At 40.3% G+C, this 17,116-nt stretch carries 12 protein-coding genes; 9 read left to right on the forward strand and 3 right to left on the reverse strand.

Annotated features, from left to right (window positions below):
• Positions 1 to 4: 4 nt before the first annotated feature.
• Entirely contained in the window at positions 5 to 439 is a 435-nt protein-coding gene (locus ACQ7EO_RS01625; RefSeq protein ID WP_056517415.1) for a MarR family winged helix-turn-helix transcriptional regulator, read from the reverse strand.
• Between the two features lie 182 nt (positions 440 to 621).
• On the reverse strand, positions 622 to 1,659 hold the full coding sequence (locus tag ACQ7EO_RS01630) for a 2,5-dihydroxypyridine 5,6-dioxygenase (RefSeq protein ID WP_434278756.1): 1,038 nt from the start codon (positions 1,657 to 1,659) through the stop codon (positions 622 to 624).
• Positions 1,660 to 1,888: 229 nt separating this feature from the next.
• Here ACQ7EO_RS01630 and ACQ7EO_RS01635 point away from each other — a divergent pair, with 229 nt between their 5' ends.
• From ACQ7EO_RS01635 to ACQ7EO_RS01665, 7 genes are all read left to right on the forward strand, one after another.
• Positions 1,889 to 3,031, forward strand: a complete 1,143-nt coding sequence (locus ACQ7EO_RS01635; RefSeq protein WP_434278757.1) for an FAD-dependent oxidoreductase — start codon at positions 1,889 to 1,891, stop codon at positions 3,029 to 3,031.
• A complete protein-coding gene (locus ACQ7EO_RS01640; RefSeq protein ID WP_434278758.1) occupies positions 3,028 to 3,834 on the forward strand; it encodes an alpha/beta fold hydrolase in 807 nt (268 codons plus the stop codon). Before ACQ7EO_RS01635 ends, ACQ7EO_RS01640 begins: the two co-directional genes overlap by 4 nt.
• 12 nt (positions 3,835 to 3,846) lie before the next feature.
• Positions 3,847 to 4,602: a maleate cis-trans isomerase family protein gene (locus ACQ7EO_RS01645; RefSeq protein WP_434278759.1), complete on the forward strand. Its 756-nt coding sequence runs from the start codon at positions 3,847 to 3,849 to the stop codon at positions 4,600 to 4,602.
• Positions 4,603 to 4,612: 10 nt separating this feature from the next.
• The gene (locus ACQ7EO_RS01650; protein WP_270383263.1) at positions 4,613 to 5,251 is read left to right on the forward strand and encodes an isochorismatase family protein; all 639 of its coding nucleotides are present in this window, start codon (positions 4,613 to 4,615) and stop codon (positions 5,249 to 5,251) included.
• A 185-nt stretch (positions 5,252 to 5,436) separates the two neighbouring features.
• A complete protein-coding gene (locus tag ACQ7EO_RS01655) occupies positions 5,437 to 6,753 on the forward strand; it encodes an MFS transporter (RefSeq protein ID WP_004816727.1) in 1,317 nt (438 codons plus the stop codon).
• A gap of 56 nt (positions 6,754 to 6,809) precedes the next feature.
• A complete protein-coding gene (locus ACQ7EO_RS01660; RefSeq protein WP_035370606.1) occupies positions 6,810 to 8,000 on the forward strand; it encodes a hypothetical protein in 1,191 nt (396 codons plus the stop codon).
• A gap of 21 nt (positions 8,001 to 8,021) precedes the next feature.
• Positions 8,022 to 8,726: a nitroreductase gene (locus tag ACQ7EO_RS01665; RefSeq protein ID WP_434278760.1), complete on the forward strand. Its 705-nt coding sequence runs from the start codon at positions 8,022 to 8,024 to the stop codon at positions 8,724 to 8,726.
• 71 nt (positions 8,727 to 8,797) lie between these two features.
• On the opposite strand, the gene ACQ7EO_RS01670 is transcribed toward ACQ7EO_RS01665, so the two are convergent.
• Positions 8,798 to 9,304 (reverse strand): hypothetical protein, encoded by a 507-nt coding sequence (locus tag ACQ7EO_RS01670; RefSeq protein ID WP_004725502.1) that lies wholly within the window; start codon positions 9,302 to 9,304, stop codon positions 8,798 to 8,800.
• A 184-nt stretch (positions 9,305 to 9,488) separates the two neighbouring features.
• On the opposite strand from ACQ7EO_RS01670, the gene ACQ7EO_RS01675 reads away from it, so the two are divergent.
• Together ACQ7EO_RS01675 and ACQ7EO_RS01680 are read left to right on the forward strand one after the other, a co-directional pair.
• Positions 9,489 to 13,268, forward strand: a complete 3,780-nt coding sequence (locus ACQ7EO_RS01675) for an exodeoxyribonuclease V subunit gamma (RefSeq protein WP_434278761.1) — start codon at positions 9,489 to 9,491, stop codon at positions 13,266 to 13,268.
• A gap of 2 nt (positions 13,269 to 13,270) precedes the next feature.
• Positions 13,271 to 17,059 (forward strand): UvrD-helicase domain-containing protein, encoded by a 3,789-nt coding sequence (locus ACQ7EO_RS01680; protein WP_434278762.1) that lies wholly within the window; start codon positions 13,271 to 13,273, stop codon positions 17,057 to 17,059.
• Positions 17,060 to 17,116 lie beyond the last annotated feature (57 nt).

Genomic DNA, 17,116 nt, shown 5'->3' on the forward strand with positions numbered 1-17,116 from the left:
GATTCTAATCTAATGGATGCCCCAGAATTTTTTTAAGTAAAAATTTTAAAGCAATTTTTTCGGCGGGATTTAATGCAGCGAGGGTTAAGTCACTAATACTTGCAGCAATTGGAATCGCTTGCGAAAGCTCTTGAATACCCGATGCTGTAATATGAATCAACACCTTGCGTTTGTCATGTTGATCAGGATCTTGTGAAATAAAAAGCTTGTCTTTTAATCGCTGGATAATGCCACGAATGGTTGCTTGGTCGATACCAGTTTCCTCAACCAATTCTTTTTGCGAACATTCTTTTAATTTATTGATGGCATAAAGTACAGCGAACTGAACCGAAGTGAGGCGGGTTTCATCCAAACTTTGTTGAAAAATCGTTAAATGATGAAAGTAAGTCCGTCTAAGTAAATATCCCACTTGTTCTTCAATTACATATTCATCATTCATGTTTGACTTCTTTATCATGTGAGGAAAATTAGACCCGAAGATTTAAAATATTGAAGTTTTTTTAAACTTTAACAGGGCCAGTATAAAAGGATTGCATAAAAATAACGACCATAATGCTACTTGGTCGTTATGCTTTGGTTGGATGTATTAAACATTTGATTTTAATAGTTAGTTTCTTCGCGTTAGCTGAGCGCTATAGGAACGCCTTGATCAACAACCACTAAATCATCGAGTTTCACTGTACAGTTACGAAGTGGAATATCCATATGACATGGTGTCTTACGGCTACCACCTACTTCTGTGTTGGGTCCCGTTGAAAATAAAAAGTTACCATTAAAAGCACGTGCATCCATACACATGCCATCATTTTTATCATGCAAACCCATCGCTGTCCATTGTGCTCGAGGTTGTAAGCCCCAACCAATGTGTGAAATTCCATACACCTCTGGATCATTAAAATATTTCATATAATCACGGAGATATTCTGCTTCAAATCCACCATGAATTTGAGTAATTACCCCTTTTTCGATTTCTAAAGTGACTCTTTCACGGGCATAGGTTTTAAAGGGTAATAAAATATCACCAATATCTACAACCAAGATGCCTTCTGCCATATTTTCATTGGGCCAAGTGAATAAGAAACCACTCGGCCAGTGATCCCAACGCCCAACTTCGTCAGCAAAGCCATATTCAGTTACAGCAGGGTATTGCCCAAGCGGAGCATAAAAATCTGTGCCTGCCTTTGAGGTCACATGCATACTTTTCGCTTTCTTTAAGTATTTTTCAGCAGTTTGAACCCGATGTTTGTCTTCTTGTGTGGGCAGCATACGAGCGAGAATTTCTGGGGGTTCCACGGCCAATAAAATCCGTGTTCCTGTTTTTAAAATCTGTTCTTGTTCTGGTGAGTGCAGCAACATCATGGTGTCAATGATGAGGTCGACAGATTCAAGTGCTTGTTGAGCAGCAAGATTGCCTGTTAACGCAGTATCTCCACAATAAGCAGTCATATCATTTCCCATGGCTCTGGGATGATTGAACGAAGGTAATTCTAAAATAAACACTTTGGCTTTTAACCGACATGCTGCATCAAGTGCGGCTTGAACGGTTTGTTGATGTGAATAATGACTTTTTAAAATCGCCACACTTTGTGTTTCATCGATTTTGGATAAGGTTAAAACATGCTCAAACATTTGGGTCAGTTCAGTGCTATTTACAGGCATGATGGTGCTCCTTTTTCATCGCTGTTTTTTGTATTTTTAAAGAGTATACACTTTGATAAGGTGGATTGTACATTTATTACATCATTGTAATTAAATTAATTGTTAATAATAAACAAATATTTAAATGATTTTATGAGTTGAGATTTGTTTGAGAATTTAAAGTGTGTAGACTTTAATATTGTCGTGGAGTATATCTATTAAAAGAAAAATTTGTTTGATGGAGTAAACAATGAATAAAGCAAAAAAAATTGCAGTGATTGGTGCAGGTCTTGGTGGCGCTTCAATGGGGCTGCTACTACAGAGAGCCGGTTTTGATGTTGATGTCTATGAACAAGCAGCAGAATTTTCTCGTTTAGGTGCTGGTATTCATATTGGCCCAAACATTATGAAAATCTTTCGAGAAATGGGTTTAGAGCAAGATTTGGAAGACATGGGATGTCATCCAACGCATTGGGTCAGCCGTGATGGAAATACTGCAGACTATATGTCCAATGTTGGTTTGACTGGATATGGAGCAACCTATATCACGATCCATCGTGGTGATATGCATGCCCGACAAATCGAAGCATTGCAGCAAGACAAATTATATTTTGGTAAGCGCTTAAGTGCTGTTACTCAAAGGCTAGATGGAGTAACCCTAAGCTTTGAGGATGGCACAGTAAGTGATGTTGATATTGTGATTGGTGCTGATGGGATTAACTCAAAAATTCGAGAAATCATTCTTGGACCAGAAGCCCCTTTATACAGTGGTTGGGTTGCGCACCGTGCCATGATTAAAGGAGAACAATTAGAGAAATTAAAACAGCAATTTGATTTAGACGATTGTGTCAAATGGTGGTATGAGGATCGCCATATGATGGCCTATTACACCACCAAAGAACGTGATGAGTACTACTTTGTTACAGGTGTGCCTCATCCAGCATGGGATTTCCAAGGGCAAAGTTTTGTGCCTTGTTCAAAACAAGAATTATTTGAAACATTTAAAGATTTTCATCCAACTATCCAAGCCATGATTGAAGCCAGTGAAGATATTACCAAGTGGCCATTAAACAATCGTAATCCGTTACCGATATGGAGCAATGGCCGGATGGTGTTGCTCGGTGATGCTTGCCATCCCATGAAACCGCATATGGCACAAGGCGCAGGTATGGCGATTGAAGATGCCGCAATGCTCACGCGCTGTTTGCTGCAAACAGGGTTGGACCACTATCAGGAGGCATTCAAATTATATGAACAAAATCGTAAACAACGTGCCAGTCGAGTGCAAGAAGTTTCCAATGCCAATACCTTCTTAAAAAGCCAAGAAGATCCAGCTTGGGTGTATGGATATGATGTATATGCACATGCATTAAATGAGGAGGAGGCCGTATGAGTCAATTCCTGTATGGGTCTAATGTAGCGATCAATCAAGTCCGCTTACATTATCTTCGTTATGGTGGGAGAGGGCATGCTTTGGTGTTGATCCCCGGGATTACCAGTCCTGCCATTACTTGGGGATTTGTAGCGGAAAAATTAGCACAATTTTTTGATGTCTATGTTTTGGATATTCGAGGCCGAGGGCTGTCTTCTTCGGGGGAGCATCTGCAATATGACACCGATACCTGTGCGCAAGATATTCTAGATTTTGTTAAAAAATTGGACTTGGCATCTTATTATTTGGTTGGGCACTCGATGGGCGCGCGTTTTGCGATTCGTTGTGCTGCGTTTGAGCCAAAAGGTTTGAAAAAAATAGTCTTGATTGATCCACCTGTCTCAGGTCCAGGACGGCGTGTTTATCCGAGCCAATTATCCTGGTATGTCGATTCTATTCAGCAATCTATTCAGGGGATGAATGCAGAAGACATGAAGCAATATTGCCCATCTTGGACTTTAGCGCAAAGACAATTGCGCGCAGAGTGGCTACATAGTTGTTATTTACCAGCCGTTATCAAGTCTTTTCATGATTTTCATCATGTTGATATTCATCAATATATCTCAAAAATTAAAGTACCAACCTTATTAATGGTGGCTGGCAAAGGGGATGTGATCTCGGCAGGCGATATTGCAGAAATCCAATTGCTTAATTCACAGATTTTGGTGAGCCGTGTGGAAAATGCAGGGCATATGATTCCTTGGGATGACTTAAATGGTTTCTTAGCCGGCTTTTCAGATTTTTTAGGACAGAGGCTTATTTAAGGAGGAATGCTCATGCAACGAATTTATAAAATTGGTCAAATCGTACCCAGTTCCAATACCACGATGGAAACTGAAATTCCAGCGATGTTGAAAGCACGTCAACTGATTCGTCCTGAAACATTTACCTTTCATTCTAGCCGTATGCGGATGAAACATGTCAAAAAAGAAGAGCTTGCGGCAATGGATGCACAGTCTGACCGTTGTGCTTTAGAACTTTCAGATGCCCAAGTGGATGTATTGGGATATGCCTGTCTGGTTGCGATTATGTCCATGGGCATCGGTTATCACCGTGAGTCAGAAAAACGTCTCCATCAAGTCACGGTTGATAATGCTGCTGCAGCACCTGTCGTCACCAGTGCGGGGGCTTTGGTTGACTGTTTGAAGCTGATGAAGGCGAAAAAAATTGTTGTTGTTACGCCCTATATGAAACCTTTAACCGAACTGGTGGTGAATTACATTGCTGAAGAGGGGTTTGAAATTCTCGATTATGTGGCCTTAGAAATCGCTGACAACATTGCTGTTGCGCAACATGACCCTGCTGATTTGCCCAACATTGTGCAGAAGCTGAATTACCAAGATGCAGATGTGATTGTGCTTTCAGCATGTGTACAAATGCAGTCACTTCCTGTAGTCGCTAAAGTTGAGGCACTTACGGGTAAGCCCGTGATTTCAGCAGCAATTGCAACAACCTATCAGATGCTTAAAGCAATGGATTTAGAGCCAATTGTACCGGGTGCTGGTGCATTGCTCTCTGGCGCATATGCATAAGGAGTGTGAAATGAATCAACAATCCCTAAATGATAATTACCAAGGCGTGTGGGGAAATCGAATTGGTTTTGGCAAGAAACCCGTGCTGCTGTTGGTCGATTTTATCCAGTCTTATATTACGGCATCTGAGCCTTTATATGCGCCTGATGTGATTACTGCAGTTCAAGAAACCGAAGCGGTTTTGGCACTGGCACGTGAACAGAATATTTTAGTAATTCACACCAATATTCTTTATCACGCGAAAAACCAAATTGACGGGGGAATGTGGGTAAAAAAATCACCCGTAATGGCAGCGATGACGGTGGATAATCCAGCCACTCAATTTTGCCCACAAGTTCAACCGCTCGACACTGAATTGGTGATCACTAAAAATTATGCAAGTGCTTTTTTTGCAACAAGTTTGTCATCGGTTTTAAACGCTGAGGCGATAGATACCGTGATTATTGTGGGTTGTTCGACCAGTGGGTGTGTTCGCGCAACAGCCGTAGATGCTGTGCAACATGGATTTAGAACCATTGTGATCCGTGACTGTGTTGGGGATCGTCATCGTGAACCCCATGAAGCCAATCTGTTTGATATCGATAGTAAATATGGAGATGTTGTATCAAAACAAGAGGTCTTGAATTATTTCACTCAAAACAAAAATTGATGATTGATACAACTAAAAATTATGGACGTTAGGGTAATAAAAAACCAAGGATAGAATGGTTTTTGGTGATGCATTAAAACAAAAGAGAATGTGCAGATCATCGGTGACATAAAAGCTTTGTTCATTTTGTTCTAAGTATTACAAGAAAAACAACTCACTTGGTTTGTGATCTAAAGGAGTTAGATATGTCTACCAGTGTTGTAAAACCACAAGAAATTTACCCTGAACAAGAGGTTCAGGTTTATAAAAAAGTGATTTGGAAACTGATTCCATTTCTGTGTTTCTGTTATATCGCAGCCTATTTAGACCGAATTAATGTCGGGATTGCCAAATTACACATGTTAAATGATGTGAACTTGAGTGAGGCTGCGTTTGGGTTAGGTGCAGGGCTTTTCTTTGTTGGCTATATTATTTTTGAAGTACCCAGTAACTTGGTTCTGGAAAAGGTCGGCGCAAAAATTTGGATTGCGCGGATTATGATTACATGGGGGATTTTGTCTGGTTTAACCATGTTTGTGACCACACCGATGCAGTTTTATGCGCTACGGTTTCTGCTCGGTGCTGCGGAAGCGGGCTTTTTACCCGGGGTTTTGTATTATTTAACCACATGGTTCCCAACATATTATCGCGCTAAGATCATTGCCTTATTTATGATCGGTTTACCCTTGGCGGTGATTATTGGTAGTCCGCTATCAGGTTGGATCATGACCACCTTTGATCAAGTTTATGGCTGGGCAGGTTGGCAGTGGTTGTTCTTTTTAGAGGCACTTCCAAGCGTGATCTTGGGTATTTTGACATTTAAAATGTTACCGAATCACTTTTCCAAAGCCAAATGGCTCAATGATGCTGAAAAATCAATCATTGAAAAAAATCTCAATAAAGATTTAGAAGGCAATGACTCTGCCAAACAAAAGCATAGTTTTAAAGATGGATTTTTCAATACCAATATCCTGAAACTCGGTGCAATTAATTTTTCGATGTTGCTGTGTACCTATTCTATGGGCTTTTGGTTGCCGACATTTATTAAAACCACAGGCGTTGCCAACTTATTAAATATCGGATTACTGGTTGCCATTCCAAGTATTGTTGGCTTGATTGCGATGTTGGTCATTGGGCGGAGCTCAGATAAATATAGAGAGCGTCGTTGGCATATGGTCGTACCATTTATTTTTGGTGCAGTCGCACTGTTTTTAACCACAATGTTTAGTAGCAATATTGTCATGACCTTGATTTTGTTCTCGATTGCTGCGATTGCGACCACAGGCACCATCCCCGTGTTCTTTAGTCTTCCTGCAACTTTTTTATCAGGAACTGCGGCGGCGACAGGGTTTGCACTGGCGTGTTCTATTGCCAACATTGCCGGCTTAGTCAGTAACACTTTGGTGGGGTATGCCATTCAGATTACCGGTAAACCAGAAGGCGCACTCATCGTGTTCTCAGCATGTTTATTGTTGAGTTGCTTCATTGTGCTGTCTTTGCCTAAAACATTAGTAAACAAATAAATTAAAAAAATTGAATGGCAATGCGTTCGGGAGAACAAATTGCTGAGGAGGTTCTCATGTTAAAAATTAAATATTTAGGATTAATTGTATCGAGTTTGATCTCATTTCAAGCCTATGCCAATGCTCAACCTTCACCGTTCCAATGGGAAACTGAAGATGGTTTAAAACAATTGAAATTAGGCGGTTTTGTCCGAACCAATTATCGCGATGAGCGATGGGAAAGCCCCAATAATGGCAAGTTTTTGTTTGATAATGCCCGTTTAAATATTAAGGGTAAATATGATCAATTTTATTTGGATGTAAGTTATGCCTTCCAAAGTGATCATAAACGTTCTGTTGAACATGGTTTTGTCGGGTATAAGCCTGATGACAATAATGATTTTCAGGCCGGAATTATTTATAAGCCTTTTGGGATTTATCCATTCCCAGAGCATGCCTGGACTTTCCCGATCCCATTTTTCTTGGGATTTGCCGATAGCGTAGCGCCGGGATTGAGTTGGAAGAATACCTCGCCAAAACATGATTTTACCGTGGCGTATATGCCAATCATGAGTCCAGGCAATATTCGTTATTCGCCAGAGTCAGGTTCGGCGGATAAATTGGATAATGTGCTGCCTCACCAACAGCAATATCTCAATGAAAAAAGAAATCAGCTCAATCTACGTTATGCCCATAAAATGGATTTGGAATTTGGTAAACAGGAGTTTGGTGTGAGTGGGGCATATTCACAATTGCGTAATAAAGCGACGGATAAAAATGGCGATTATTATGCATTTGGAGTGCATGGCTTAAACAATTACGAAAAATGGAATGTGCAAACTTCAGCGATTCGCTATAAATATGATGCAAAAAACCCAGAGGGTTTAAATAATGATCAAATTTTAATGCAAGCGAATGGTATAACACCTGCTTATTTTGTCGCAGCTGAAGGGACGATTGGTTCTTTTAATATCGGTTATACCCAACCTGTGCAAACCAAGTATTTTCCCAATTTAAAAACTGTAAAATTCTATAATGATTATAGTGTGTTATGGAAAGACAAAGCCGGCTGGGATCGCTCGCAAATGGACACCTTTGGCGTGCAGTTTAATGCAATGCCTTTCTTAATTTGGGTAGATGGAAGTGTCGGGAAGAATGTCAATGTGTTGGGTGGGGCTAAAAACTCAACTGGCTATACCTCGACGAATTCAGACTATAGCAATGACTGGAAATTTAGGTGGAATATCAACGTTGGATATAACTTTTAGTCTTGACCTATGAGGGAATAAATGGAATTGACAGTCAATAATCTGGTCGAAGCAGTGATTTTAAATCGACATTCTGTACGTGCATTTACAGATCAGGCTGTAGATCCTGAGATCATTCAAGATCTATTGCGAAAAGCCAGTTATGCACCCTCTGGAACCAATACGCAACCGTGGAAAGTCTATGTGGTTCAGGGCAATAGCAAATTGAGGATTAGTCAACAAGTGATTGCAGCGGCGGATTCCATTTATTCTGGTCAATGTTCAAGACGCGAATTTACTGCCCCTTATCTTTATTATCCTGAGCAATGGTTTGAACCGTATATTAGCCGTAGACGGGAGAATGGTTGGGGGATGTATGCTGTACTGGGGATTAGCAAACAACAACGGCAGGAAATGCATCAGCAACACCTTCGAAATTTTAAGTTTTTTGATGCGCCTGTTGGTTTATTTTTTACCACGCATCGTCAATTAGAAGCGGGCGCAAAAATGGCGATCGCCATGTTGATGCAAAATATTATGTTGCTTGCAAAAGCGCAGGGCTTAGACACCTGTCCCCAAGCATCATGGAATGATTATCACAAGATTATCATGCCAATTTTAGGTGCTACAGATGATGAACAATTGGTTTGTGGCATGTCTTTAGGCTATGCCGATGTGAATGAAGAAATTAATTCTTTTCATCCCTCACGACTCAGTCTTGAAGAATTTGCTGTATTTTTACAATGAACAAAAAACAAAGAGATATCAGATGATATCTCTTTGTTTTACTAAGTATAAATCTTAAAGTATGGCAGCGCTTAGCTCACTAACTTTTGCGTTTGTTTATTTTGAATATTTTTGGCTAATTTATAACATTCATCTACATGCGCTTCAGCAACTTTTTTCATCACAATATAGCCTAAACTTGCTGCAATGATTGAGCCACCCAGTGGGATAAATTTGGTCACTTGTTTGGTAATGATTTTAGCCGCCATATTATTTAATGATGCCTTTACCGCAGTACGCGCAACCACTAAACCTGAAAACTCAAAACCACGTTTACGTAATTCATTCCAATGAATTTTCTTGGTTGCAGGATCATATACACTGATTTGATCTGGTGCTAAACCAAAGCGGGCATTGATTTCAGGAATCAGAAGCGACAACATCCCGACATCAATCACCACATCTAAAAACGGAACAGGAATCACTGCGACACCAGCAGAGACATAAGAGCGCTTTTTCACTTGCTCCAAGCATTCATCACGAATTTGTTCTAGGTTTAAGCTTGGATCGATTGCGTCTGGAAGTTTATCAATTTTCATAAAACAATTACCTTTGTTTCAAGCTTTTTTTCATATTTTTGAAAACGCATGTTTAAGCTTGAAATTGTGAAGTTATTTCCAAATAATGTTCTAAAAATGCCATAGTATGGTGTTGTTGTATAGTGGCGAATGTTTATGTTTTGTGCATAAACGTAGACAATAGAAGATTGAAAGTTGAGGAATTATGGCCATTCATGTGATTCAAAGCCAACGCATTGATGTTTTGGTGCAAGGGCTTTTGCAAAATACCATTCGGCCATCCAAGAATCCTTTTGCAGTCTTGCAAACACAACATTTTATTGTCCCAAGCCCTGCGGTACAAGAATGGTTGAGCCAACGTATTGCTGAACAACAAGGCATCAGTGCCAACAGTCAATTTCATCAACGTATTCGTGGTTTTCAGTGGTTTGCTTATCAGCAAGTTTTAGACGACAAAGACAAAGTCCGTAAAGCCAATATTCCGCGTTTGATTATGAAGTGGCGAATTTATCAAACGTTGAAAAGTTTTATTGAGCAGGATGAAAATAGCTTAGCCCAAGAGCATCCTTTGCATGGCATTATCCAGCGTATTTATGATGCAGCCTCGCAACTGGAACAAGGTTTAGAGAAGCAACTCAAAAAACAAAGTATGTTGTATTGGGTCTCTGAACAAGTGTCAAAATTGTTCAGTCACTACATGCTGTATCGTGGAGACTGTCAACGCGGTTGCCAACAGAACAATGGACAAGCATGTAGTTGCCCAAGCAATTGGCTAGGGCAGTGGGGACGTGGTCAAGCACTTAACCTCGAACAACAATTCTTTAAAACCAATCAACAAATTTCAGCATTTACTTTAAATCAAGCACAAGAGCTGGAAACTTGGCAACGTTGGTTGTGGCAACATACATTTCATGATGATTTTATTGAAATGCAAAGTATTGATCATGATTTTTGGCAAATCATGGATGATGATCTACAACGCCCTCAAGCCTTAAAGAAATTACCCAGCCAGCTGATTATCTTTACTTTATTGGATTTACCACCAAGTCAATTACAGTTTTTAAGACGACTGGGACAATATTTGGATGTGGTGATTTTACATTACAACCCATCACAAGAATATTGGGCCGACAGTGTCGATCCAAACTGGAAAAAACAATATGACTTACGGGTAAAGGCGCGTTTTGTCAGTAAGTATCCCAAAGCGACCGATGCAGATATTCAAAAGTTTTTTGATGAATTTACTTTGAATTTTAATGCGGAAATTCGTGAATCACGACATCCATTATTAACCCGTTTTGGTAAACAAGCCCGTGATCACTTTTCGATCTTGTCCAATCTGTCTTCAGGTGAAGAAGGGCAATGGGTGGATGCCTTTGTCGATGAAGAACCGATTCATTTATTAAGTAAATTACAATCGGATATTCTGTATTTGGTTGAGCCTGAACCGCATGCTTATCCAATTGCCAAAACGGATGACTCGATTCAAATCCATGTGTGTCATTCGTCTTTACGACAGCTTGAAGTGTTAAAAGACCAGTTGGTTGCTTGGCTGATGAAAAGCACTACTGAACAACCACATCGCCCAAGTGATGTTTTGGTGTTAGTGCCAGATTTAAAACAAATTGAACCGCTTATTCGCAGTGTATTTCCGCATACACCAAACCAAGACAGTATTTATTTGCCAGTGAAGATTGCTGGTGTAACGCAACTGGATGCCAATAATGCTTGGCGTGCTGTTTTAGGCCGGATTCAATTGGTTGAAGGTCGTTTTAGCGTTGAGGATTTTGCAGATTGGTTAAGTTTAAATGCCACGCAATTACGTTACGCTCTGGATATTTCAAATACAGAAAGAATGATTGAGCTATTGATCAATGCTGGGTTTAAACGTGGTCTAGATGCACAACATTTACGACGATCTTTAAGTCAGGATGATGAGGATTTCCGTTTTAGTTTTAAATTTGCTCTTGATCGTTTGGCTTTGGGTATTGCGATTCCAGAGCATACGATTTTTGAAAATACCCTAAGCTATGCCCAAATTTTGCAAAGTGATTTTGAGTTAGTGGCTAAACTGATTCAGATTTATCAAGATTTTGATGTGCGCCGTGACTGGATGATTGCGCATGAGTTGGGGAAAAATACCACGTTAAAATGCAATGTTGAGGCGTGGTTAAAACTGCTGATGCAAGACATTATTGAGTTTGAACAAGCCGGTGTTGAGTCGTTACAAGTCGTACGTGAAATTGTCAAAAAACAAGAGCGTATGCTGACCTTAGCCAGTTTTTATGATGAGCACGCGCAACCCATTCTTAAAAATATTTATTTACCTTTACCCTATCTATTGAATGAAATTCAAAATTTATTAGAAGGTCAAATCGATCAGGCTTTACCGACAGGACAAATTACCTTTAGCCAAATTGGCCAGATTCGTCCTTTGCCTTATAAGTTGATCGTCCTGTTAAATTTGGATGGTGGTAAATTTCCAGATCGAAATGTGCATTTACCCTTTGATTTGATGCAAATTCTCAAGCCGCAATTGGGTGATCGTTCCCGCCTAGATGATGATCAAGGGGCTTTCCTCGATGCTTTATTATTGGCGCAGGAAAATCTATGGTTATTCTATAATGGCTTTGATGTGAGTGATGGTGAAGTGCGTGAGCCATCCAGCGTGTTACAGGAATTGATCAACCATATTGCTCTGATTGCCCAATCTGAAACGGCATTATCTAAGGATAATAAAGATATCAGTCCTGTTGATCAGATGATTGAGCTGAAGGGGATTCAAGTCCCTGAACATTTGCAGTCTTTATATCACATTCATAGCCTACAACCTTTTGATCCAAATGGTTTTGAGGCAACCACACCGCTTCGTTTTCAAGATCAATGGTTCAATGTTGCACAACACATCCGTCAAGCGGAAATGCTTGCTAAACGTGAGGCTTGGGCAAATACACAATATCCTGTTGTTCAAGAAGAGCTCACTGTTTTGGATGCGCGACAGTGGATTCAAGATGTCACTTTCCCAGCACAGTTATATTTAAAAACTTTAGGCGTAGAGAATCTGCGCGCAGAAGATATTCCCGCAATGAACGAACCCTTAATTCTGGATGGTTTGGCACGTTATCAGATTCGAGATTTCTTACAGAAACAATCGGCTCATTCTGCAGAAGATTCTTGGTCTCAAGAGATTGGATTACTGCAAAATCAATTACCCATTGGCAAGGTCCAGCACAGCGCATGGCAAATCAGTTTGGCGGAGCAAGACAGTTTAAAAGAGCGGTTACAGCGTTATGCTGCTGATGTAACGGTGACAACGCAACGGCAATGGCGAATTGACGCTGGTTTAGTCATGAATATTACTGTACCTCAGCAAGCAGGGTGGCATTGGGTGAGTTTGGATGCGTCAAGCGGTCGTGCTAAACGTCGTGCCAAAGTTTGGTTAGAATATTTACTTTGGTTAAGCTATTTAAATGTCGATGCTGAAAAGTCTAAAACACTACAACGTATTGCGGTATTTAGTGATGTCACGATCATCAGTACTGGGTTAAGTTCAGAACAGGCGAAAGCATATTTATTGCCGTGGTTTAAAGCATTTGCCTATGCCCAATCGGAACCTTTGGTTCTACCTGCGGCTTTGTTATTAAAGCCCGCTGAAAATAATAAGCAGTTGCAATGGTCACTCGGGACTATTGAAGCTGGCTTAGCTGCACATCGTTTAAATGAACATGGTTTAAATGTGGATACACAACATCATGTGGAAAGCATGTTGATCGATAACTTTGCAGATCTTTTAAATGAATGGAATAAAAGCGATGCGTTTCTACCTTATGATTTGACTGAAATGGAATGGAGTAAAAAGCATCGGGATTGGCAATTTATTTTGCAAGAACAAGATGCGACCGCATTGTTAAAACATGCCTGTGATCATTTCGGCTATGCGTTGTATCAGCCGATTTATCAGCATCAATTTGTTGCGGAGGAATAAACATGACTTCCGTAAATTCACAGTTACCAGCAGCACAAAACGGCACAGCCAAAAAAGTTTCGATTCAGCCGATTGAAGATATGCAATTTGCCGGATTGCACTGGATCGAAGCTTCTGCAGGTACAGGCAAAACCTATACGCTCTCAAGCTTGATGGTGCGGATTTTTTTAGAAAAATACTTACCGAGCCAAGTCATTGCAACCACATTTACCCGTAAAGCTGCGGCAGAATTAAAAACACGTATTCGCTTACGATTACAGGAAACATACCGCTATTTTGACTCATGTCGTGAATTAACCGAAGAGCAAGTCTTGACCAAAGCAGCCCAAGAGTCAGATCCATTATTTTCTAAAGTGTTAAAGATGTTTGCCTCACGGATTGCGTATGCCTGTGAACGCTTGAAATTGGTGATTGATCAACTGGATGAACTTTTTGTCGGGACTTTAGACAGTTTTAGTCAGAAATTACTGCGTGAGTTTGCTTTTGAAAGTGGCAAAATTGAGCGGGCTGAAATTACTGATGATGCAAAAAGTTATAGCCAGCAATTGATTCATGATGTACTTCGTGCATGGATTCAAAAACAGCCCCAAGATATTGTGGATAGCTTGATGTTTGCGGGCGAGTTACATGGTGTCGATTATTATGTTGCAACGGTGGAACAAAGCTTAAATTTTGCCTCGGCAAATTTTATTGAGCCTAAATTTTCCAATGCAGATGTTCAGCTATTCCAACAGGCAATTGAACAGCTTGCCAAGATTCAACTGGATCAATTGCAGACTTTGCAAAGTTATTATTTATTGGATGGTGAGTTTTATAAATTTGCGAATGGGACAAAATTTAGAAATGATCGATTGAATCGTATTTTTGCCAAGAGCTTGCCGCGAATTATTCAAACCCTACAACAGCATGACTATAAGCATTATCTAAGTTCAAAGCTGAGTGTTGAAAAGTCCGACTTTGCAACCTTGATGAAGGTGATTCGGGAGCAGCAAATTTTTAAAAAAGCGGCACCTGAAAATGTACAATCCGATTTTTATCAACACACGCTTATTCAACAATTACTCAGTATTTATGCGCAGATTGAGATATATGAAAATCAACTGCTTGGAACCAATACGTTCTTAAAATACTATTTGGCAAAAGAAGTTAAAACACGTTTACCTCAAGTGTTACAGCAAAAGGGTGAAACCACCTTTGCACAACAAATTCGTACCCTTGCAGAGGCTTTGCAAGGTGAACAAGGCCAGCGTTTTGCGACCTTTGTACATGCGCGTTATCCACTGATTCTGGTCGATGAATTTCAGGACACCAACCAAGATCAAGATGATATGTTGGCACAAATTTGGCGGCATCCCAATCGTGTCAAACAGGGTTGTATGATTATGGTCGGAGACCGTAAACAGGCGATTTATGGTTTCCGTGGTGGGGACATGTTGACCTTTTTAAAAGCGCATCAGGATGTGTTTGGCAAAGCAGGGCAAGAATATAATCTGATTTTTAATCATCGCTCAGTCAAGCCTTTGGTTGAAGTGGTTGATGCCTTATTTCAACGCCAGATGGATTTTGGTGAACAGGTCTGGTATACCCCAGTACAAGCAGGTCCTCGTCCGCATCCCGATCTGCTGGATCAAGGCCATGTCAATCCACAGCCTTTAAGGTGGATCAAGCTTGAAGATAAAAATCAAGAAGCTGAACAAGTGGCATGGAAAATTCGTGAGCTACTGAATCAGGGGATTCAAGGCAGTTTATATTTTATTGAAAAATCAGTGCATCGTGCAGTAGATGAAAATGATATCGCCATCCTCTCTAAAAACCATGATGGCTTAGATAAAGCACAATCCGCGCTGGAATTTTTAGGGATTCGAACCAGTCGCCCCTCGAAAAAAAGTGTTTTTGAAAGTCAGATTGCAGGTGATGTTGGGGCTGTGCTTGCTGCAATTTTGCATCCTTATCATGAAGCCAAAGTAAAACGGGCTTTGTTAAGCCGCCTGATCGGCTTTGATTTAAAAGCATTGATTGCCTTGGAACAGCATGCTGATGGTTTGAGTGTCTATATTGAACTGTTCGATCAGATTCGTGATATGTGGCTCAATCAAGGGTTTTTAACAGCTTGGCAATATCTGCTTAACCAATTTTCTGTCTGGACAAAATTGGTGGAAAAACACAGTCGTGACAATGAACGTGTGGTGGTGAATTTACGTCATTTAACAGAGTTATTGAGCCAGCACAGTGAAGACTATCAAGGTGCACAAAATCTTTATCATTGGTATTTAAAACAACTGACTTCACCGATGGAGAGAGAGTGGGAGATGGAACGGAAACTGTCCAATGAGGCAGGGGTTCAGTTGATGACCATTCACCAATCCAAAGGGCTTGAATTTAAGTTTGTGTTTTTATTGGGCGCTGATAAAGACTTTAAAGAGATCAATAAAACGCTGAATTTCTCGACGGTTGAACAGCTGAATGTACGAACAGGACAGAATGAACAACAGCGTGTAGTGGCGATCAATGATGCCAATCTACTCGATAAAAAAGACATTGAGCAGCACAATGAGCGCGCTTTAGCAGAACATCACCGGTTGTGGTATGTGGCATTGACCCGTGCCAGTTATCGGGTGTATGCAATGCTGAGTGATGTAAAGGAAAAATCTACAACAGGACTGGCATTTTGGCGCGGTCAAGGCGCAAATACGTTTCAGCATGCTGGAACTGCCATGCAAGCTTTATTGACCGAACGCCCACCACGTTTAGAAAAGGCTAAGAGCGATGTTCAATTGCCTTTACTTGCACAAGCCTTTCCTACTCAACGTTTTTATCCGCGGGGTAAAACCAGTTTTAGTGCTTTGGCTCAGCATTTAACTCGGCAACAAATTCAGGATGCTTTGGCCGTTTCTGAACAAAAACAGGATCGAGCAGAAGACGAAATTCAACAACCCATTGTTGAAATCATTACAGATGTGGTTCCTACTCAACCGCTTGCATGGATCAAAGCCAATTTCCCAATGGGTACAATTGCAGGAAATTTCCTACATGAAATTTTTGAGCATATTGATTTTAAAGATACGCATTATTGGCGTTTGGAAATACGTCGTCGCTTTAAAAATGATTATTCAAGTTTATGGACGGAGTTACTGGAAAAATATCAGCAGGCTTTTCTCAACGACAATTCGAGTGAGGGCGTTTCTCAAACAGAACACGCTGTAGAAGAGACGCTGATTGATTGGATGGCTGAGTGGCTACAGGATGTTTTATCGACTCCGATTCTCAGTCATTTTAAAATGGGGCAACTTGAACCACATGAGCATTTAGCTGAGTTTCCATTTTATCTAGCCCTTTCAGATCGAGTTTTGGCAATTAAACGTATACATCAATTGTTTGATGAGCATGCCATTGCAATGCCTGAGTTTAAAGATGCCAATTCAGCACGTTATTTAAATGGGTCAATTGATTTGGTGTTTTTTGATGGTCAGCAATATCATATCGCCGATTATAAAAGTAATTTTTTGGGTTTAGATCAGCAAAGTTATTCATTTGAAGCTGTTCAGGACAGCATGTCGCATGCCAGTTATTGGCTACAGGCATCTTTGTATTTGGTGGCATTGCATCGTTATTTGAAAATCCAGCTCGAAGATTATCAAATTGATCGTGATCTGGGAGGCGCAACCTATTTGTATTTACGTGGTATGAATGGTCAAAGTGGACAAGGTTACTACTTCTGGCGACCCACGACGGAATTTATTTTAAGACTTGATGCCATATTGGGCTATTTTACTGAGGATAAATCCAGTTGAATCGTGTGAATAGTTGCTTGAAAATCTTTGCAAACAATAAGTTATTCTGTGGATAAC

Source organism: Acinetobacter sp. CE-15, assembly GCF_051059255.1.
Lineage (GTDB): Bacteria > Pseudomonadota > Gammaproteobacteria > Pseudomonadales > Moraxellaceae > Acinetobacter > Acinetobacter guillouiae.